The organism is Bacillota bacterium (genome assembly GCA_023511835.1).
In the GTDB taxonomy this organism is placed as follows: domain Bacteria; phylum Bacillota; class Sulfobacillia; order JAIMAT01; family JAIMAT01; genus JAIMAT01.
In genome coordinates this window covers 25,961-43,782 of the sequence record JAIMAT010000003.1, presented here as the reverse complement: position 1 = coordinate 43,782, position 17,822 = coordinate 25,961, and the positions used below count along the sequence as shown (strand labels likewise).

Annotated in this window: 16 protein-coding genes; all 16 read right to left on the bottom strand. The window is 73.0% G+C overall.

Annotated features, from left to right (window positions below):
- Positions 1-51 precede the first annotated feature (51 nt).
- The gene (nusA, locus tag K6U79_01275; protein MCL6520991.1) at positions 52-1,353 is read right to left on the bottom strand and encodes a transcription termination factor NusA; all 1,302 of its coding nucleotides are present in this window, start codon (positions 1,351-1,353) and stop codon (positions 52-54) included.
- A 21-nt stretch (positions 1,354-1,374) separates the two neighbouring features.
- Positions 1,375-1,851, bottom strand: coding sequence for a ribosome maturation factor RimP (locus K6U79_01270; protein MCL6520990.1), 477 nt, complete (start codon positions 1,849-1,851; stop codon positions 1,375-1,377).
- An 88-nt stretch (positions 1,852-1,939) separates the two neighbouring features.
- Entirely contained in the window at positions 1,940-2,941 is a 1,002-nt protein-coding gene (locus K6U79_01265) for an NAD-dependent epimerase/dehydratase family protein (protein ID MCL6520989.1), read from the bottom strand.
- Positions 2,942-2,980: 39 nt separating this feature from the next.
- The gene (locus tag K6U79_01260; GenBank protein MCL6520988.1) at positions 2,981-3,985 is read right to left on the bottom strand and encodes an acryloyl-CoA reductase; all 1,005 of its coding nucleotides are present in this window, start codon (positions 3,983-3,985) and stop codon (positions 2,981-2,983) included.
- Positions 3,986-4,082: 97 nt separating this feature from the next.
- Positions 4,083-7,772 (bottom strand): PolC-type DNA polymerase III, encoded by a 3,690-nt coding sequence (locus K6U79_01255; protein MCL6520987.1) that lies wholly within the window; start codon positions 7,770-7,772, stop codon positions 4,083-4,085.
- 13 nt (positions 7,773-7,785) lie between these two features.
- A complete protein-coding gene (locus K6U79_01250; protein MCL6520986.1) occupies positions 7,786-9,525 on the bottom strand; it encodes a proline--tRNA ligase in 1,740 nt (579 codons plus the stop codon).
- Positions 9,526-9,624: 99 nt separating this feature from the next.
- Complete coding sequence (ispG, locus tag K6U79_01245) at positions 9,625-10,734, bottom strand: flavodoxin-dependent (E)-4-hydroxy-3-methylbut-2-enyl-diphosphate synthase (GenBank protein MCL6520985.1); 1,110 nt, start codon at positions 10,732-10,734, stop codon at positions 9,625-9,627.
- A 35-nt stretch (positions 10,735-10,769) separates the two neighbouring features.
- Positions 10,770-11,891: an RIP metalloprotease RseP gene (gene rseP / locus K6U79_01240; GenBank protein ID MCL6520984.1), complete on the bottom strand. Its 1,122-nt coding sequence runs from the start codon at positions 11,889-11,891 to the stop codon at positions 10,770-10,772.
- A complete protein-coding gene (locus K6U79_01235) occupies positions 11,885-13,099 on the bottom strand; it encodes a 1-deoxy-D-xylulose-5-phosphate reductoisomerase (GenBank protein MCL6520983.1) in 1,215 nt (404 codons plus the stop codon). Before K6U79_01235 ends, rseP begins: the two co-directional genes overlap by 7 nt.
- 35 nt (positions 13,100-13,134) lie before the next feature.
- The gene (locus K6U79_01230) at positions 13,135-13,938 is read right to left on the bottom strand and encodes a phosphatidate cytidylyltransferase (protein MCL6520982.1); all 804 of its coding nucleotides are present in this window, start codon (positions 13,936-13,938) and stop codon (positions 13,135-13,137) included.
- Positions 13,928-14,731 carry an isoprenyl transferase gene (locus tag K6U79_01225; protein MCL6520981.1) on the bottom strand — a complete coding sequence of 268 codons (804 nt, stop codon included), beginning with the start codon at positions 14,729-14,731 and terminating at the stop codon, positions 13,928-13,930. Before K6U79_01225 ends, K6U79_01230 begins: the two co-directional genes overlap by 11 nt.
- A 7-nt stretch (positions 14,732-14,738) precedes the next feature.
- Positions 14,739-14,984 (bottom strand): hypothetical protein, encoded by a 246-nt coding sequence (locus K6U79_01220; protein ID MCL6520980.1) that lies wholly within the window; start codon positions 14,982-14,984, stop codon positions 14,739-14,741.
- 3 nt (positions 14,985-14,987) lie between these two features.
- Positions 14,988-15,545, bottom strand: a complete 558-nt coding sequence (frr, locus tag K6U79_01215) for a ribosome recycling factor (protein ID MCL6520979.1) — start codon at positions 15,543-15,545, stop codon at positions 14,988-14,990.
- Entirely contained in the window at positions 15,542-16,276 is a 735-nt protein-coding gene (gene pyrH / locus K6U79_01210) for a UMP kinase (GenBank protein MCL6520978.1), read from the bottom strand. Before pyrH ends, frr begins: the two co-directional genes overlap by 4 nt.
- A 30-nt stretch (positions 16,277-16,306) precedes the next feature.
- Complete coding sequence (gene tsf, locus K6U79_01205) at positions 16,307-16,957, bottom strand: translation elongation factor Ts (GenBank protein ID MCL6520977.1); 651 nt, start codon at positions 16,955-16,957, stop codon at positions 16,307-16,309.
- A 75-nt stretch (positions 16,958-17,032) separates the two neighbouring features.
- On the bottom strand, positions 17,033-17,731 hold the full coding sequence (gene rpsB / locus K6U79_01200; GenBank protein ID MCL6520976.1) for a 30S ribosomal protein S2: 699 nt from the start codon (positions 17,729-17,731) through the stop codon (positions 17,033-17,035).
- Between the last annotated feature and the right edge of the window lie 91 nt (positions 17,732-17,822).

Genomic DNA, 17,822 nt, shown 5'->3' with positions numbered 1-17,822 from the left:
CCCCGTCCCCGCCCTTCGTCCCCGGTCCGGCCTCCGTCGCGGGGCCCGGCTTCAGAGGTCGTCCTCTGCCTCCTCCCCGGAGCGCTCGGGCCGTTCGGGCTCGGGTGCCTCCGGGAACGGTGGCAGGTCGACGTCGTCGAAGTCCAGCTCGTCGCCGCTCAGCTCGCCCGCCTCCTGCAGGCGCCTGCGGCGCTCCTCGCGCTCCCGGCGCTCCTTGAGCGCCTGGCGGAAGGCGCGCTCGAAGGGGAGCATGTCGGCCTCGCTGACGAAGGTGCGCAGCTCCTCGGCGCCCGACTGGACGGCCGCCTTCATGGCCTCGTCCGCCAGCTGCGACTCGCTGCGGATGTCGATGCGGTAGCCGGTCAGCTTGGCGGCCAGGCGGGCGTTCTGGCCGGAGCGTCCGATGGCCAGGGAGAGCTGGTAGTCCGGCACCACGACGCGCGCGCTCCGCTCCTCCTCGTGAATCCGGACCTGGCTGACCCGGGCCGGGCTGAGCGCCGCCGCCACGAACTCGGCCGGGTCGTCGGACCAGCGGATGACGTCGATCTTCTCGCCGTGCAGCTCGTTGACCACGTTCTGGATGCGCATGCCGCGGTGGCCCACGCAGGCGCCCACCGGGTCGACGTTGGGGTCGCGCGAGGCGACCGCCACCTTGGCGCGGGCTCCCGCCTCGCGTGCGACGGCACGGATCTCCACGACGCCGTCGTGGATCTCCGGAACCTCCAGCTCCAGGAGGCGTTTGAGGAGTCCGGGGTGGGCGCGGGAGAGGACGACCTGGGGCCCTTTGGCCGTCTGGCGGACCTCGGCCAGGTAGACGCGGATACGGTCGCCGGGACGGTAGATCTCGCCCGGGATCTGTTCCGACGGCAGCAGGACGGCCTCCGTCCGGCCCAGGTCGATGTAGACGTTGCGGCCCTGCACGCGGCGGACCACCACCGTCAGCAGGTCTCCCTCGCGGCTGGCGAACTCCTCGTAGATCAGGTTCCTCTCGGCCTCGCGCAGTTGCTGCATGACCACCTGGCGGGCGGTCTGCGCGGCGATGCGCCCGAAGTCGCGCGGCTCCACCGGGCGTTCCACCACGTCGCCCAGCTGGTAGGCGGGGTCGATCTCGCGCGCCTCCTCCAGGCTGATCTCGGTCTCCGGGTCCTCCACCGGGTCGGCCACCGTGAACTGGTTGGCGACGCGAAAGTCGCCCGTCTCCGGGTCGATGCGCACCACCACGTTGCTGGCCGTGCCGTAGTGCTTCCGGTAGGCCGACTTGAGCGCCGTCTCCAGCGCCTGGATGAGGATCTGCCGGTCGATGCCCCGCTCGGTCGCCAGAGCGTTGAGCGCTTCGAGCAATTCCTGGTTCATGCCGGGCCCTCCTGGAGCAGTTCAGCTCTCCTCCTTCAACTGCACGCGTGCCACCTTGGCGCGGGGAAGGCGGAGGAGGCGCTCGCCCTCCTCCCCCTGGACCGCCAGGAGCACGTCCTCCCCCTCCAGGCCCTCCAGTCGCCCCACGTGGCTGCGCGCCCCCTCCAGCGGCTCGAAGCAGCGCACCTGGACGGTCCGCCCCCGGAAGAAGGCGAACTCGCGCTCGTTCCGCAGCACCCGGTCCAGGCCGGGCGAGGCCACTTCGAGGTAGTACGGTTCGTCGATCAGTCCCAGTTCGTCCAGGCGGGGGTCGATGGCCCTGGAGAAGCGCTCGCACTCCTCCATGCTGACGCCGCCCCCGGGCCGGTCGATGACGAAACGGAGGAAGCGCCGCCCGTTCTCTCTCTGCCAGGCCACGTCCAGGAGCAGAAGGCCGAGCCCCTGCAGGAGAGGCTCGGCCAGCGCCGCGGCCGACTCCTCGATCTCCCTCCGCGCCACACCCCTCACCTCCGACGAGAGAGCGGCCACACACAGAGAAGAGTGGGTGCGGCACCCACTCTCCCACGCGCCTCCTGCGGTCAGTTCACTATAGCACGCTGCCGCCGGAGGCGGCAATCGCCCCGCCCGCCTCTGCGAACCAGCGGAGCGTGCGGCGGAGCCCTTCCTCCAGCGGCACCTCGGGCCTCCAGCCCAGCCTCCGCTCGATGCGCCCGGCGTCGAGGAGGCTCGAGCGCAAGTCGCCCGCCCGCGCCGGACCGTGGACGGGCGCCCGCGCCCGGGCGCCGGTCAGCTCGGCCAGCGCCCGGCCCATCATCTCCACCAGCCGGTTGACGGTGGTCCCCCGCCCGGTGCCCACGTTGAAGGCGACGAAGGGGGTCCCTCCCCCGGGCAGCAGCCGCGGCGGCTCCGCCTCCAGCGCCAGCCGGTTGGCGCGTGCCACGTCCGCGACGTAGACGTAGTCGCGTACGTTCTCGCCGTCCCCGTGGACCAGCGGCGGCTCCCCCGCCAGGAGGCGGCGGCTGAAGATGGCCACCACGCCGGCCTCCCCGTGCGGGTCCTGGCGCGGGCCGAAGACGTTGCCGTAGCGGAGCGCGACGCCCTCGAGGCCGTACTCCCGGGCGAAGAACTCCAGGTAGCGCTCCCCGGCCCACTTGGCGATGCCGTAGGGCGAGACGGGCGCCAGCGGCTGCTCCTCCACCGCCGGCCGCTCCACCTCCCCGTAGAGCACGCCCCCCGAGGAGGCGAAGACGACCCGGCGGCTCCCCGTCTCGCGGGCCGCCTCCAGCACGTGCAGAAGCCCCACGACGTTGACGCGGGCGTCGGCGGCCGGCTCGCGCACGGACCGGCTGACCGAGATCTGGGCCGCCAAGTGGAGCACCAGCTCGGGCCGCAGCCGCCGGAAGAGGCCGCGCACCGCCTCGGCGTCGCCCACGTCGGCCACCCAGAGCTCCGCCCCGGGCGGCAGGTTCTCCCGCCTCCCGCCCGACAGGTCGTCCAGCACCGCCACGCGGTGCCCGCGGGCGAGAAGCTCGTCCACGCTGGCGCTCCCGATGAAGCCGGCGCCGCCCGTCACCAGGATGGTGGCCAACCGCTCACCTTCCCCCTCGCCTCCGCTCTTGCCGGTCCCTCACAGGCGGACGAGCACGCGCCCCCGCACCTCCCCGCGCAGGAGGCTCGCCGCCGCCTCGGCTACCCCCTCCAGCCCCACCTCGGCCGCCCGCACCCGTTCCAGCACGACCGCCGGCAGCTCGGCGGCGAGACGCCGCCAGACGCGCCGGCGGAGTTCGACCGGCGCGTAGGCCGAGTCGATGCCGGCCAGGGTGACGCCGCGGAGGATGAAGGGATGGACGCTGGTCCGGAGCTCCGCGCCGCCCGCCAGGCCGACCAGCGCCAGCGCCCCGCCGTAACGCAGGGTGCGCAGGAGATAGGCGGTGGTCTCCCCGCCCACGGGGTCGACCGCCGCCGCCCAGCGCTGGCTCTCCAGCGCCTTGGACGAGGACGCCGAGGTGGCGGCGCGCTCCAGCACCTCCTCCGCGCCCAGCTGCCGCAGGTAGGCGTCCGCCTCCGCCTTGCCCGTGCTGGCCGCCACCCGGTAGCCCCGCGCGGCGAGGAGCGCCACCGCCAGCGAGCCGACGCCGCCGCTGGCGCCGGTCACCAGCACCGGGCCGTCGCCGGGCCCGAGCCCCAGTTGCTCCAGGCGCTCGACGGCCAGGCCGGCCGTGAGACCGGCCGTGCCCAGCGTCATGGCCTCGCGCGGCCCCCAGCCCTCCGGAATGGGCAGGAGCCAGTCGCCCGGCAGCCGGGCGTACTCGGCCAGTCCGCCGAAGTGGGCCACGCCCAGTTCGTAGCCGGTGGCCAGCACCTCCTCTCCGGGCCGGAAGCGCGGGTCGCGCGAGTCGACCACGCGGCCGGCCAGGTCGATGCCCGCCACCATGGGGTAGCGCCGCACCACGCGGCCGTCGGGACGCGTGGCCAGGGCATCCTTGTAGTTGAGCGAGGAGTACTCCACCCGCACCGTCACGTCCGCCTCGGGCAGCGCCTCCGCGGGCAGCTCCCGAACCCCGGCGAAAAAGCGCTCGCCTGTACGCTCCACCCAGAAAGCGCGGAAACTCGACCGACCCTCCGGCTTCATGCCGCCACACCCCCTCGTCGGGCTCGGTCTCCCGCCGCCGGGGCGCCCGCGGTGCGGACCGCCCCCGGCCCCGTGCCGCCCCCAGGCCGGCGGGGCCTCAGAAGAGGACCATCTGGTCCGAGAGCGGCAGCCCCTCCAGGACGCCGTGGCGCTCCAGCAGCTCCATGACCGCCCGGCTCAGGCGGCCGCGCCGCTGCAGGTCCTCGCGGGAGAGGAAGGGCGCCTCCTCGCGCGCGCGCACGATGGCCTCCGCGGCGCGGGCGCCCAGCCCCTGGATGGCGACGAAGGGCGGCCGCAACCCGCCCTCCTCCACCAGGAAGCGGGCCGGGTGCGAGCGCTCCAGGTCGATGGGCAGGAAGCGCATCCCGCGCAGCGCCATCTCCACGGCCACCTCCAGGATGGTCACCTGGTTCTTCTCCTTCGCCGTGGCCTCGTTTCCCTTCGCCTCGATCTCGCGGATGCGGCGCCGCCAGGTGGACGGCGTTTCGCCGATCCAGGCGGCGTCGAAGTCGTCGGCGCGGACGCTGAAGTAGGTGGCGTAGAAGGCGGCCGGATGGTGGACCTTGAACCAGGCGATGCGGAAGGCCATGATCACGTAGGCCACCGCGTGCGCCTTGGGAAAGAGGTAGCTGATCTTCTGGCAGCTCTCCACGAACCAACCGGGGACCCCGTGGCGGCGCATGGCCTCCTCGTCGGAGGGCTTCAGCCCCTTCCCTTTGCGTACCTGCTCCATGATGCGGAAGGCTTCCTCCCGCTCCATGCCCCAGCGGATCAGGGCCAGCATGATGTCGTCGCGGGTGGAGATGACTTCCTGGAGCGTGGCACGCCCCGAGGCCACCAGCTCCTGGGCGTTGTTGTTCCAGACGTCCGTGCCGTGGGAGAGGCCCGAGATGCGGACCAGCTCGGCGAAGCTCTTGGGACGGGTCTGGGAGAGCATGCCGCGCACGAAGCGCGTGCCGAACTCGGGCAGCCCCAGCGTGCCCACGTCGCTGCCCAGCTCCTCGGCCGAGAGGCCCAGCGGCTCCAGCCCCGAGAAGAGCGCCAGCGTCTCCGGGTCGTCGAAGGGGATGGCGTGGGCGTCGACTCCGGTCAGCTCCTCCAGCATGCGGATGGCCGTGGGGTCATCGTGGCCCAGCAGGTCCAGCTTGACCAGCCGCGAGGAGATGGAGTGGTAGTCGAAGTGGGTGGTGACCGTCCCCGACTCGCGGTCGTCGGCCGGGTGCTGGAGCGGCGTGTAGCGCAGGATGTCGTCGCCCCGCGGCACCACCATCAGGCCGCCCGGGTGCTGGCCGGTGGTCCGGCGCACCCCCGAGCAGCCGCGCACCAGGCGGCGCACCTCCGCCTCGCGCAACTTCCTGCCCGTCTGCTGCGCCCAGGCGCGGACGAAGCCGTAGGCGGTCCGCTCGGCGATGGTGGAGATGGTGCCCGCGCGGAAGACGTGCCCCTCGCCCAGCAGCTCCTCCGTGTAGCGATGGATGCGCGGCTGGTACTCGCCCGAGAAGTTGAGGTCGATGTCGGGCACCTTGTCGCCGTGGAAGCCCATGAAGGTGGCGAAGGGGATGTCGTGCCCGTCCTTGACCAGCCGCCCGCCGCAGCGCGGGCAGCTGCGCTCCGGCAGGTCGAAGCCGGAGGCGACGCCCGGCTGGGCCGGGAAGTCGCTCCAGCGGCAGTCGGGACAGCGGTAGTGGGGCGGCAGCGGGTTGACCTCGGTGATCCCGAGGAGCGTGGCCACCAGCGAGGAGCCCACCGAGCCGCGCGAGCCCACCAGGTAGCCGTCCTCCAGCGACTTCCGGACCAGCCGCTGGGCGATCATGTAGAGGCTGGCGAAGCCGTTGCCGACGATGGAGCGGATCTCGTACTCCAGCCGCTCGGCCACCGCCTCCGGCAGCGGCTCGCCGTACAGCTCGCGGGCGCGCCCCCGCGCCGTCTCCTCCAGCTCCTCGGCGGCGCCGGGCAGCTCGGGCGCGTGGAGTCCCTCCGGGACGGGGAGGATGTCCGGGCTGCAGAGCGCCGCCACCTGCCGCGGCCCCTCGATCACCACCCGGCGGCAGCGCTCCTCGCCCAGGTAGTCGAACTCGGCCAGCATCTCGTCGGTCGTGTGAAAGAAGAGCGGCGACTCGCGCTCCGAGTCGTCGTAACCCTGGGCCGCGTGGAGCACGTTCCGGAAGAGGCCGTCCTCCGGCTCCACGAAGTGGCAGTCGCTGGTGGCGCAGACCGGCTTCCCCAGCCGCTCGCCCAGCTCGACGATGCGCCGGTTGATCTGGCGCAGCGCCTCCTCGTCCGGCAGCGTCCCGTTCTCGATCAGGAAGCGGTCGTTGGCCAGCGGCTGCACCTCCAGGTAGTCGTAGAAGGAGGCGATGCGCTCCAGCTCCTCCTCCCCCGCCCCGGCCAGGAGGGCCCGGAAGAGCTCCCCCCGCTCGCAGGCGGTGCCGATCAGGAGGTGCTCGCGCCGCGCCGCCAGGAGGCTCTTGGGAATGCGCGGGAAGCGGTGGAAGCTCTCCAGGTGCGAGCGCGTCACCAGCTCGTAGAGGGCGTGCAGCCCTTCCTGGTCGCGGGCGATGAGGATGGCGTGGTTGTATGGGCGGCTCAGGTCGCTCTCGTCGACCTGCAGGTAGGCCTCCATGCCGTAGAGGATCTGGACGCCGTACTTCTTCCCCGCCTCGTACGCCTCGGGGAAGGACTGGACCACGCCGTGGTCGGTGATGGCGATGGCGGGATGCCCCCACTCGGCCGCCCGGCGGACCAGCTCCTCCGTCTCGCTGACCGCGTCCATGGCGCTCATGCGCGTGTGGCAGTGGAGCTCCACCCGCTTCTCCGCCGCCTCGTCCCGCCGCCGTCGCGGCGCCACCACCTGGGCGTCGCGCACCGTCAGGCGGGGCTCGCCGGCCGTCTTCTCCATCTCCCAGCGGCCGCGCAGGCGGAGGCGCTGGCCCGGCTTGAGGAGCGCGAAGCGGGCGACGCGCTGGCGCGGCAGGAAGCAGCGCGCGGTCAGGCTGTCGCTGCGGTCGCTCACATCCATCTCGAAGAGCCAGCGCCCGCTCTTCAGCTCGCGCCCCTCGATGGCGAGGATCTCGCCCTCCACCACCACCTCGCCGGGCTCCTCGCCCAGCTCGGCCATGCGCACCGGCTCCTCCGGGATGCGGCGGCCCGCCAGTACCTCGCCCTCGGTCGGCGGCTCCTGCCCGCCGGTCGCCGGCGGCTCGCCCGGGGCGCTCTCCACGGCAGCGAACGCCTCGCGTAGCAGCTCGGCCTCGATCTCCCCGGGCTCCTCCGCCTCCGGGGCCTCGTCGACGACCAGGCGCACCTCCACCTCGCGCCCCAAGAGCGCCGCCGCCTCCTGCGCCAGGAGCCCCTCGGCGCGCTCCTCGCGCAGCCAGTCCCGCCCGGAGGCGTGGGGCAGCCGGATCTCCAGCCGGTCCGGCTCGGGCCAGTCGGCCCGGCCGGCGCGCAGGAGCGGCCCCACGGCCGGGTTACGCGCCGCGGCTGCCTCCACCAGGCGCGGGAAAAGCTCCTCCGGGGAGAGCCTCCGCACCTCGACGCGGTACTGGCGGAAGCCGGGGAAGCGCCGCCGGAGCAGGTCGGCCAGCTCCCCGCCGGCCTCCGGATCGCAGCCCGTCACCTCCAGCCGCGCCTCACTGGCGTCGGCGGCCAGGCGGAGCGCGGCCACCCGCGCCCCCGCCCAGCGGCGCCGCTCCTCCCCGGAAAGCCCCGTCCAGAGCTCTCCCAGGAGCCAGTCCACGCCCGCGCCGGCGGGCGCGGCCGGCTCCACGCGCAGCCACCTCGCCACCACGCCGCCCACCCTACTCGGCGGAGAGCGCGGCCCGGTCGGCCGCCAGGCGGCGGCGCAGGACGTCCGCCAGCTCCTCCAGCGGCAGGCTCTCGGTCTGTCGGCCCGCCCGCCGCGTCAGCTCCACTTCGCCGCGCGCCAGCGCCTTGGGCCCCACCGTCACGCGGTAGGGGTAGCCCACCAGGTCGGCGTCGTTGAACTTGACGCCGCTCCGCTCGTCCCGGTCGTCCAGGGCCACCTCCACGCCCGCCTCCTGCAACTCGCGGTAGAGGCGCTCGGCCGCCTCGCGCTGGGCCGGTTCGGCGTAGTGGACGGGTACCACCACCGCCTCGAAGGGGGCGACGCTGACCGGCCAGACGATGCCGGACTCGTCGTGGTGCTGCTCGATCACCGCCGCCACCGTGCGCGTCACGCCGATGCCGTAGCAGCCCATCAGGATCGGGCGGCTGCGCCCTTCCTCGTCGTAGAAGGTGGCGCCCAGGCGCTCGGAGTACTTGGTCCCCAGCTCGAAAACCTGGCCCACCTCGATGCCCGCCCGGCTCTCCATGGGCTCGCCGCAGCGCGGGCAGGGATCGCCCGCACCCGCCAGACGCAGGTCGTGGACCGGACCAGCGGGGAAGTCGCGCCCGGGGTTGGCGTTGCGCAGGTGCCAGTCCTCCTCGTTGGCGCCCACGGCCCAGTTCCGGCCGGCCGCCACCTCGCGGTCGAGGAGGAGGCGGGCGCCGCGAAGCCCCACCGGCCCGGCCGAGCCGAAGGGGGCGCCGGTCTCCCGCAAGACCCGCTCCTGGTCCGCCATGCGCACCTGCAGCGCGCCCAGCGCGTTCTTCAGCTTGATCTCGTTGAGCGTCCGGTCGCCGCGCAGGACGGCGGCCACCAGCTCCTCGCGCCCGCCGGCGTAGGTGGCGACGTAGAAGAGGATCTTGGCCGTATGCCCCACGTCCACCGGGAGGAAGTCGACCAGCTCCTGGATGGTCCGCACCCCCGGCGTCGCCACCCGCTCCAGCGGCCGGAGGGGCTCCTCGCCCGCCGGCGGCGCCGCCGACTCGGCCTTCTCGGCGTCGGCCGCGTAGCCGCAGCGCGGGCACCAGACCACCTCGGCCTCGCCGCTCTCGGCCAGGGCCATGAACTCGTGCGTGTAGCTGCCGCCGATGGCGCCCGAGTCGGCCTCCACCACGCGGAACTCCAGCCCGCAGCGGCGGAAGACGCGCTCGTACGCCTCGTACATGGCCCGGTAGCTGCGGTGCATGCCCTCCTCGTCCCGGTCGAAGGAGTAGGCGTCCTTCATCACGAACTCGCGCGAGCGCATCACCCCGAAACGGGGGCGCACCTCGTCCCGGTACTTGTTCTGGATCTGGTAGAGGGTGAGCGGCAGCTGGCGGTAGGAGGAGACCGTGCCGCGCACCAGGTCGGTGACGATCTCCTCGTGTGTCGGCCCCAGCGCGAAGAGCCGCCCGTGGCGGTCACTGAGGCGGAACATCTCCGGGCCGTACTCCTCCCAGCGGCCCGTCTCCTGCCAGAGCTCCGCCGGCTGGACGATGGGCAGCCGCACCTCCAGCGCCCCCGCCCGGTTCATCTCCTCGCGCACCATCTGCTCCACCTTCTGGATGGCGCGCGTCCCCAGCGGCAGGAAGGTGTAGATCCCCGCCGCCACTTTGCGCATCAGCCCCGCCCGCAGCATCAGGCGATGGCTGGGAATCTCGGCCTCGGCCGGCTCCTCGCGGAGCGTCGGGGCCAAGTACTGCGAGAGGCGCATCCGCCGATCCCCCCGTCTCCTCGCTCCTTGCCTCTCCCGGATAAAAATGTTTCCGCGGGGCCTCGCCGGCCCTGCGGAAGAGCGGTCGCCGGGCGCGGGTCAAGATCCGGCGCCGACCGGTTCGGACGCCTCCCCGGCCCTGCCCAGCCGGGCGATCTCCTCCAGCAGCACGTCGACCATCTCGCGCTCCGGCACCTTGCGCAGCACCTGCCCCTTGCGGAAGATGAGGCCCACGCCGTTGCCCGAGGCCAGCCCGATGTCGGCCTCCCGCGCCTCGCCGGGCCCGTTGACGCCGCAGCCCATGATGGCGACGCGCAGCGGACGCTCCACCGGCGGCATGCGCTGCTCCACCTCGTGGACGATGCGGAAGAGGTCGACCTCGCACCGTCCGCAGGTGGGGCAGGAGACGATCTCCAGGCGCTTCTCGCGCAGGCCCAGGGCATAGAGGATCTCCAGCCCCACCGCCACCTCTTCGGCGGCGTCGCCCGTGATGGAGACGCGGATCGTGTCGCCGATCCCCTCCGCCAGCAGGTGGCCGATGCCCACGGCCGACTTGACCGCCGCCGCCAGGCCGGGGCCCGCCTCGGTCACGCCCAGATGGAGCGGATACGGCACCTCGCGGGCGATCTCCTCGTACGCCGCCACCATGGTGGGCACGTCGGAGGCTTTGAGCGAGATGACGATGTCCTGGAAGTCCATGCGCTCCAGGATCTCCACGTGGCGGAGGGCGCTCTCCACCATGGCCCGCGGCGAGCGGCCGTACTTCTCCAGCAGCGGCCGCTCGATGGAGCCGGAGTTGACGCCGATGCGGATGGGGACGCCCCGCTCGCGGCAGGCCGCCACCACCTCGCGCACCTTCCACTCGGCGCCGATGTTTCCCGGGTTGATGCGGATCTTGTCCACTCCCTGGCGCAGCGCCTCCAGCGCCAGCCGGTAGTCGAAGTGGATGTCGGCCACCAGGGGGAAGTCGCCCACCTCGCGCTTGATGGCACCCAGGGCGACGGCCGCCTCGGCGTCGACCACGGCCAAGCGCACGATGTCCGCGCCCGCCATGGCCAGGCGCCGGATCTCGTCCACCGTGGCGGCGACGTCCCGGGTGTCCGTCTTGGTCATGGTCTGCACGGTCACCGGGGCACCGCCGCCGATGGCCACTTTGCCTACGCGCACCTGCCGGCTCTCGCGCCGGTCCACCTCTCCCGACCTCCTCACGCTCCGCGCCCGGGGCCCGCTTCGGCTCCCGGGAGTCAGCCGATCAGCCTCACCAAGTCGCGGTAGGTGACCGCGATCATCAGCAGCATCAGGAGAGCGAAGCCGATGAATTGGACCAGGTTGACCTTGGCGGGATCGACGGGCCTCCCGCGGATCCACTCCACCAGGATGAGAAGCAGGTGACTCCCGTCCAGGGCAGGGATCGGCAGGAGGTTGATCAGACCCAAGTTGGCGCTGATCAGCGCGCCCCAGAGGAGCAGGTAGGAGAAACCCAGCAGGCTGGCCTGGAAGATCTCCGCGCCGATGCCCACCGGCCCCATCACCTGGACGCCGCCGGCGTGGCTGACCATCGCCCCGATCCCCTGAAACCAGCCGGCGATGACGCTCCACGTGGCCCCGAAGGCCTGGAGGATCCCCTGGCCGGGGCTCATGCGCCGCAGCTCACTGGCCGGGGCCACCCCCACCAGGCCATGCCCGTCCGCCTGGCGCTGGGGTGTGACCGCCAGCGTCAGCAGGCGGCCGTCCCGCTCCACCGTCAGCTCCAGCCTCCGGCCCGGGCTGGAGGCCACCACCTGCTGGAACTGCTGCCATTCGGTCAGCCGCTGCCCGTCGACAGCCACCAGCCGGTCGCCCGGGCGAAGCCCCGCCGCGGCCGCCGGGAGGCCCGCCTGCACCGAGGCGATACGCAGGGTGGTGCCGGAGGGGATGCCGGCCACGGTGAAGGTGACGGCAAAAAGCACCACGGCCAGGGCGATGTTGAAGAGTGGCCCGGCGGCGATGATGGCCAGTCTCCAGAGGAAGGACTTGTCCTGGAAGGAGCGGCCGGGCGGGATCGGCGGGCGGAGCCTGAGCCGTGCCCGGGCCGCACCCTCCCCCTCCTCGTCAGCCGCCCGTGGAGGGCCGTCTCCCACCACCTCGCGCGCCAGGTCGTCGGGCTCCGCCTCGAGGCCCGCCAGCCGGCAGAAGCCACCCAGGGGGAGGAGACGGAGGTTGTAGGCGGTCTCGCCCCAGCGAAAGCCTGCCAGCCGGGGGCCGAAGCCCACCGCGAACTCGTCCACGCGGACGCCGCTCAGCTTGCCCATCAGGTAGTGGCCGAACTCGTGGAAGACGATCAGGAAGGCGAAGACGGCCACCACCAGGATCCAGTTGCTCACCATGTCGCCGCCATCGCCTCCATTCGCCGGCGCGCCCGCTCGCGCGCCCAGCGGTCGGCCTCCAGGACGTCCGCCAGCGAAGGCTCGGCCACCGCCCGGTGCTCCGCCAGCACCTCCCCCGCCACCTCGGGCACGGCCAAGAAGGGAAGGCGCCCCTGGAGGAAGCGTCCCACCGCCTCCTCCTTGGCGGCGTTGAGAACCGCCGGCGCCGTGCCGCCCGTCCGTCCGGCCAGGTAGCCCAGCTCCAGCGAGGGGAAGGCCTCGCGGTCGGGCGGGGCGAACTCCAGCCGGCCCACGCTCGCCAAGTCCAAGCCGGGCGCCGGCGAGGGCCACCGTTCCGGATAGGTGAGCGCGTACTGGATGGGGATGCGCATGTCGGCCGCGCCCAGCTGGCCCAGGACGGAGCCGTCGACGAAGGCGACCAGCGAGTGGACGATGCTCTGCGGGTGGATGACCACTTCGATTTGATCATACCCGACGCCGAAGAGGAAATGCGCCTCGATCACTTCCAGCGCCTTGTTCATCAGCAGCGCCGACTCCACCGTGATGCGCGCCCCCATCCGCCAGGTCGGGTGGCGGAGCGCCTGCTCCACCGTCACTCCCGCCAGCCGCTCCCGCGGCCAGCCGCGGAAGGGACCTCCCGAGGCCGTCAGGATGAGGCGCGCCACCTGCCCTTCGGCCCCCCGGCCGGCCAGGCACTGGAAGATGGCGCTATGCTCGCTGTCCACGGGCAGGAGCGGCGCCTCGGGCCGGTGGACGGCGAGGCCCGGCTCGGCCGCGAGCCAGGGGTAAAGCCTCTCGAGTTCGCGTCGCACCACCGGCCCGGCGGCCACCAGGCTCTCCTTGTTGGCCAGCGCCACCCGCCGGCGCGCCTTGAGCGCCGCCAGCGTCGGCGCCAGGCCCGCCACGCCGGTGACGGCACTCAGCACCCCGTCCGCCTCGGTGGTGGCGGCCAGCTCCACCAGCCCCGCCTCGCCGGCCAGAACCTCCACGCCCTCGCCGGCCAGCCGGCGCTCCAGCTCCGCCGCGGCCGCCTCGTCGGCCAGCGCCACCCGCCCCGGGTGGAACTCGCGCACCTGTGCCTCCAGGCCGTCGACGTCGCGGCCCGCCGCCAGGCCGCGCACCCGCCAGCGCCCCGCGTGGGCGCGGAGGACGTCCAGCGCCTGGCGGCCGATGGAGCCCGTGGAGCCCAAGATGACCAGATCCCGCAAATCCGAAAGCCTCCCGCTCGGCCGGCGGCGCCGCCTCAACCGGCGCCGGTGAAGAGGCGGATCAGGACCAGGCTGGTGGGCGCGATCAGGAGGAAGCTGTCGAAACGGTCGAGCACCCCGCCATGCCCCGGGATGAGGCTGCCGGAATCCTTCCACTCCGCCGCCCGCTTGACCAGCGATTCGAAGAGGTCGCCCACCGGACCCAGCAGGGCGGCCGCCATCCCCAGGGCGACGGCGCCCGGCAGAGCCAGACCCGTCCAGGGCGTCGCCGCCATCCAGACCACCAGCGCCGTCACGCCGCCCGCCACCGCCCCCTCCACGCTCTTGCCCGGGCTCAGCCCGGGCGCCAGGAGGCGGCGGCCCCAGAGTCTGCCCACGAAGAAGGCGGCGGCGTCGTTCAGCCAGGTCCCGGCGAAGACCAGGGTAAGCCAGAGCGCCCCGTGCTCCAAACGGCGCAGCGCCACGGCCGAGGCGAAGAGGGAGGGGTAGAGCAGCGCCGCCACCAGCGCCACGTACTCCACCAGCGCCTCCCGCGCAGGCCTCCGCTCGGCCACCACCTGCCACTCGGCCCGCGCCAGGAGCAGGAGGAGGGAGAAGGCGAGTACGTAGAGGCCGACACGCGGGCGCAGCTGCCAGAGGAGGACCGCCAGGGCGGGCGGCAGGGCGGGCAGCCAGGGGGCGAAGCGGACGCCCAGCGCGCCCGCCAGCCGGCCCCCCTCCCAGCCGGCCACGCCGGCCAGGAGCGCCATGGCGGCCGCCAGGGGCCAGCCGCCCAGGAGGACCGCGGCCAGCAGCAGCGGCAGGCCGATCAGCGCCGAGAGGAGCCGCTCACGGAGCATCGCCGGGCCACTCCGCCAGTCCTCCGAAGCGGCGCTGCCGGTGCGAATACTCCTCCACCGCCCGGCGCAGCTCCTTCTCCCCGAAGTCCGGCCAGAGCACCTCGCTCACCCAGAGCTCGCAGTAGGCCACCTGCCAGAGGAGGAAGTTGCTGATGCGGTACTCGCCCGCCGTCCGGATGAGGAGATCGGGGTCGGGGATCCCCGCCGTGTACAGCTCGCGCGCGAAGCGCGCCTCGTCGATCTCGTCCGGCTCCGCCTCGCCCCGCGCGCAGGCCGCGGCCAGGCGCCGGGCCGCCTCCACGATCTCGCGCCGGCCGCCGTAGTTGAGCGCCACCTGCAGGTAGAGCCGGTCGTTGCCCGCCGTCCGCTCCTCCGCCAGCCGGATCTGCCGGCGCGTCTCCTCCGGCAGCTCCTCCAGCGCGCCGATGGCCCGGAAGCGGACGCCCTGGCGGTAGAGGTCGTCCAGGTCGCGGGTGACCGCCTGCCCCAGCAGATGCCAGAGGAAGCGGACCTCCTCCGGCGGGCGGCGCCAGTTCTCGGTGGAGAAGGCGTAGAGCGTCAGGTAGCGCAGGCCCAGTTCGATGGAGCCGCGGACCACCCGGCGAACCGACTCGACCCCGGCCTGGTGGCCGAGGCCGCGCGGGAGCCCGCGCCGCTCGGCCCAGCGCCCGTTGCCGTCCATGATGATGGCCACGTGCGCCGGCAGGCGCAGCGCCCGCGGCCCCTGCGCCTGCTCCTCGCCCGCCTCCGACCTCGGCCCCGCCGTCCGCCCGCTCACCGCCCGCACCTCCATCCCCACCCTACTCCCGCGGCGCCTCCGCCGCGAAATCGGGGAAGCGGGCGGCGAGCAGCTCCACACCCCCCGCCTCGCCGGGCCGGACGCGCACCACGCGGGCGCGCCCCGGCCCCTCGCCCGTCCACCGCACCCTCACCTCCAGGCCGGCGGCCCGGGCCTCGGCCTCCACCGTCTCCAGCGGCCGCAGGAGCCACCTCTCCCCGCGCTCCAGGCCCGGCGTCGCCTCGCCTGTCGACTCCGCCCCCGCCAAGGCTCAGACCTCCATGATCTCCTTCTCCTTGGCCGCCAGCGCCTCGTCGATGGCCTGGACGAAGCGGTCGGTCAGCCTCTGGACCTCCTCCTGCTCGCGGCGCTCCTGGTCCTCGCTCAGCGCCTCCGCCTTCATCTCGGCCTTCAGCTGCTCGTTGGCCTCGCGGCGGATGTTGCGCACCGCCACGCGCGCCTCCTCGGCCATCTTGCGCACCTGGCGGACCAGCTCGGTGCGGCGCTGCTCGGTCATGGGCGGGATGACCAGGCGGATCACCTGGCCGTCGCTGGACGGGTTGAGGCCCAGGTCCGACTTGAGGATGGCCCGTTCCACCGCCGTCACCAGCCCCTTGTCCCAGGGCTGGATGACCAGGGTGCGCGCGTCGGGCACGTGGATGGAGGCCACCTGCTGCACCGGCAGTTCGCTCCCGTACGCCTGCACGCGGACGCGCTCCAACAGCGCCGGCGTGGCCCGCCCCGCCCTCACGCCGCCCAGCTCGCGCTCGAAGTTCTGTACCGCCTTCTCCATGCGCTGGCGCGCCCCGTCGATGACCGCGCGGCTCACTGCGGCTCACCCCCGACCCAGGTTCCGATGGCCTCGCCCAGGACCACGCGCCGGATGTTGCCCGGCCGGGTGACGTCGAAGACGATGATCGGAATCCCGTTGTCCATGCAGAGCGAGGCGGCGGTGGCGTCCATCACCCCGAGGCCCCGCTCCAGCACCTCCATGAAGCCGACCGTCTCGTAGCGCCGCGCCCCCGGGTGGGAGCGGGGGTCCGCTTCGTAGACCCCGTCTTCCTTGGTCGCCTTGAGGATGACCTCGGCCTCGATCTCGGCCGCGCGCAGGGCCGCCGTCGTGTCGGTGGAGAAGAACGGGTTGCCGCTGCCGGCGGCGAAGATGACCACGCGGCCCTTCTCCAGGTGGCGGATGGCGCGGCGGCGGATGTACGGCTCCGCCACCTCGCGCATCTCGATGGCGGTCTGGACGCGGGTGGGGACGCCCAAGTGCTCCAGCGCGTCCTGCAGGGCGAGGGCGTTGATCACCGTGGCCAGCATGCCCATGGCGTCGGCGGTGGCCCGGTCCATGCCCATGGCGGCGCCGGCCGCACCCCGCCAGATGTTCCCCCCGCCGACCACCACGGCCAGCTGGACACCCATGGCCGCCACCTCGGCCACCTGGCGGGCCAGGCTCTCGACCACCTGGGGATCGATGCCGTAGCCCTTCTCGCCGGCCAGCACCTCCCCGCTCAGCTTGAGGACGATGCGGTGAAACCTGGGTTGCGGCGCTGCCTCCATCGGCGGAGACCTCCCTGGGAGCGGGGCGGCCTACGCGCCGGCAGACGCCGCCACCCCGGCGCCCGGCGCCTGCTCCCCCGCCTCCTCGCCCAGCTGGAAGCGGACGAATCGTCGTACCACGATATTCTCGCCGAACTGGGCGATGGCCGAGCGTACCAGCTCGCCCACCGTCCGCTCCGGCTCCTTGACGAAGGGCTGGTCCAGCAGGCAGTATTCCGCGAAGAACTGCTTCTCCAGGCGCCCTTCGACGATCTTATCCACGATCTGTTCGGGTTTTCCTTCTTCCAGCGTGAGGCGGCGGATCACCTCGCGCTCGTGGGCCAGAACCTCGGCCGGAACCTGCTCGCGCGAGACCCAGCGCGGGCTGGCGGCCGCCACGTGCAGCGCCAGGTCGTGGGCCAGCTGGCGGAAGCCCTCGGTCCGGGCGACGAAGTCGGTCTCGCAGTTGAGCTCCAGGAGGACGCCGACGCGGCCGTTGGTGTGGATGTAGGCCTCGATCAGGCCCTCGCCGGCGTGGCGCCCGGCCTTCTTGCCGGCGGCCGCCAGGCCCTTCTCCCGCAGCCAGTCGGTCGCCTTCTCCATGTCGCCGCCGGTCGCCTCCAGCGCCCGCTTGCAGTCCATCATCCCGGCCCCGGTGCGCTCCCGGAGCTGCCGTACCTGTTCCGCCGTGATCTCCGCCATGCTCCGACCTCCCTTGTTCCGCGGTGGACATGGCGAAGGGGCGGCTCGCCGCCCCTTCGCCTCGGGCCCGTCCCGTCAGGCCGAGACCTGGACGCCCTGCCGGCCCTCCAGGATGGCGTCGGCGATCTTGGACGTGATCAGGCGTACCGCCCGGATGGCGTCGTCGTTCCCCGGGATCACGTGCGTGATCTCATCCGGGTCGCAGTTGGTGTCGACGATGGCCACGATGGGGATGCCCAGGCGGCGCGCCTCGCTGACGCAGATCCGTTCCTTGCGCGGGTCGACCACGTAGAGCGCGTCCGGCAGCGAGGACATGCCGCGGATGCCGCCCAGGTACTTCTCCAGCTTGGCCTTCTCGCGCAGGAGCGAGGCCTGCTCCTTCTTGGGCAGCCGCTCCAGCTCGCCCTCCTCCACCAGCCGGGTCAGCTCCTCCAGCCGCTTGACGCGCGAGCTGATGGTGACGAAATTGGTCAGCGTGCCGCCCAGCCAGCGCTGGTTGACGTAGGGCATGCCGCAACGCTCCGCTTCCTCGCGGATGGTCTCCTGGGCCTGCTTCTTGGTGCCCACGAAGAGCACGTTGCCGTCCTGGAAGGCGAGGTCGCGCACCCAGGCGTAGGCCTCGTCCAGCATCTTGACGGTCTTCTGCAGGTCGATGATGTAGATGCCGTTCCGCTCCGTGAAGATGTACGGCCGCATCTTGGGGTTCCAGCGGCGCGTCTGGTGGCCGAAGTGGACGCCGGCCTCCAGCAGCTGCTTCATGGAGACGACCGACATGCTCCCACCTCCCGGTTCTCCTCCGCCGCCTCATCCCGCCTGCCCACCCGCCTCGGCGGGCACCGGGGGCGGTCGGCGCGCGTGCGAAATG

Excerpts from the sequence above, each read along its gene's own strand:
- nusA (MCL6520991.1), bottom strand. The coding sequence starts at position 1,353 with ATGAACCAGGAATTGCTCGAAGCGCTCAACGCTCTGGCGACCGAGCGG.
- K6U79_01230 (MCL6520982.1), bottom strand. The coding sequence starts at position 13,938 with ATGCTCCGTGAGCGGCTCCTCTCGGCGCTGATCGGCCTGCCGCTGCTG.
- rseP (MCL6520984.1), bottom strand. The coding sequence starts at position 11,891 with ATGGTGAGCAACTGGATCCTGGTGGTGGCCGTCTTCGCCTTCCTGATC.
- K6U79_01225 (MCL6520981.1), bottom strand. The coding sequence starts at position 14,731 with ATGGAGGTGCGGGCGGTGAGCGGGCGGACGGCGGGGCCGAGGTCGGAG.
- K6U79_01250 (MCL6520986.1), bottom strand. The coding sequence starts at position 9,525 with ATGCGCCTCTCGCAGTACTTGGCCCCGACGCTCCGCGAGGAGCCGGCC.
- K6U79_01260 (MCL6520988.1), bottom strand. The coding sequence starts at position 3,985 with ATGAAGCCGGAGGGTCGGTCGAGTTTCCGCGCTTTCTGGGTGGAGCGT.
- pyrH (MCL6520978.1), bottom strand. The coding sequence starts at position 16,276 with ATGGAGGCAGCGCCGCAACCCAGGTTTCACCGCATCGTCCTCAAGCTG.
- rpsB (MCL6520976.1), bottom strand. The coding sequence starts at position 17,731 with ATGTCGGTCGTCTCCATGAAGCAGCTGCTGGAGGCCGGCGTCCACTTC.
- tsf (MCL6520977.1), bottom strand. The coding sequence starts at position 16,957 with ATGGCGGAGATCACGGCGGAACAGGTACGGCAGCTCCGGGAGCGCACC.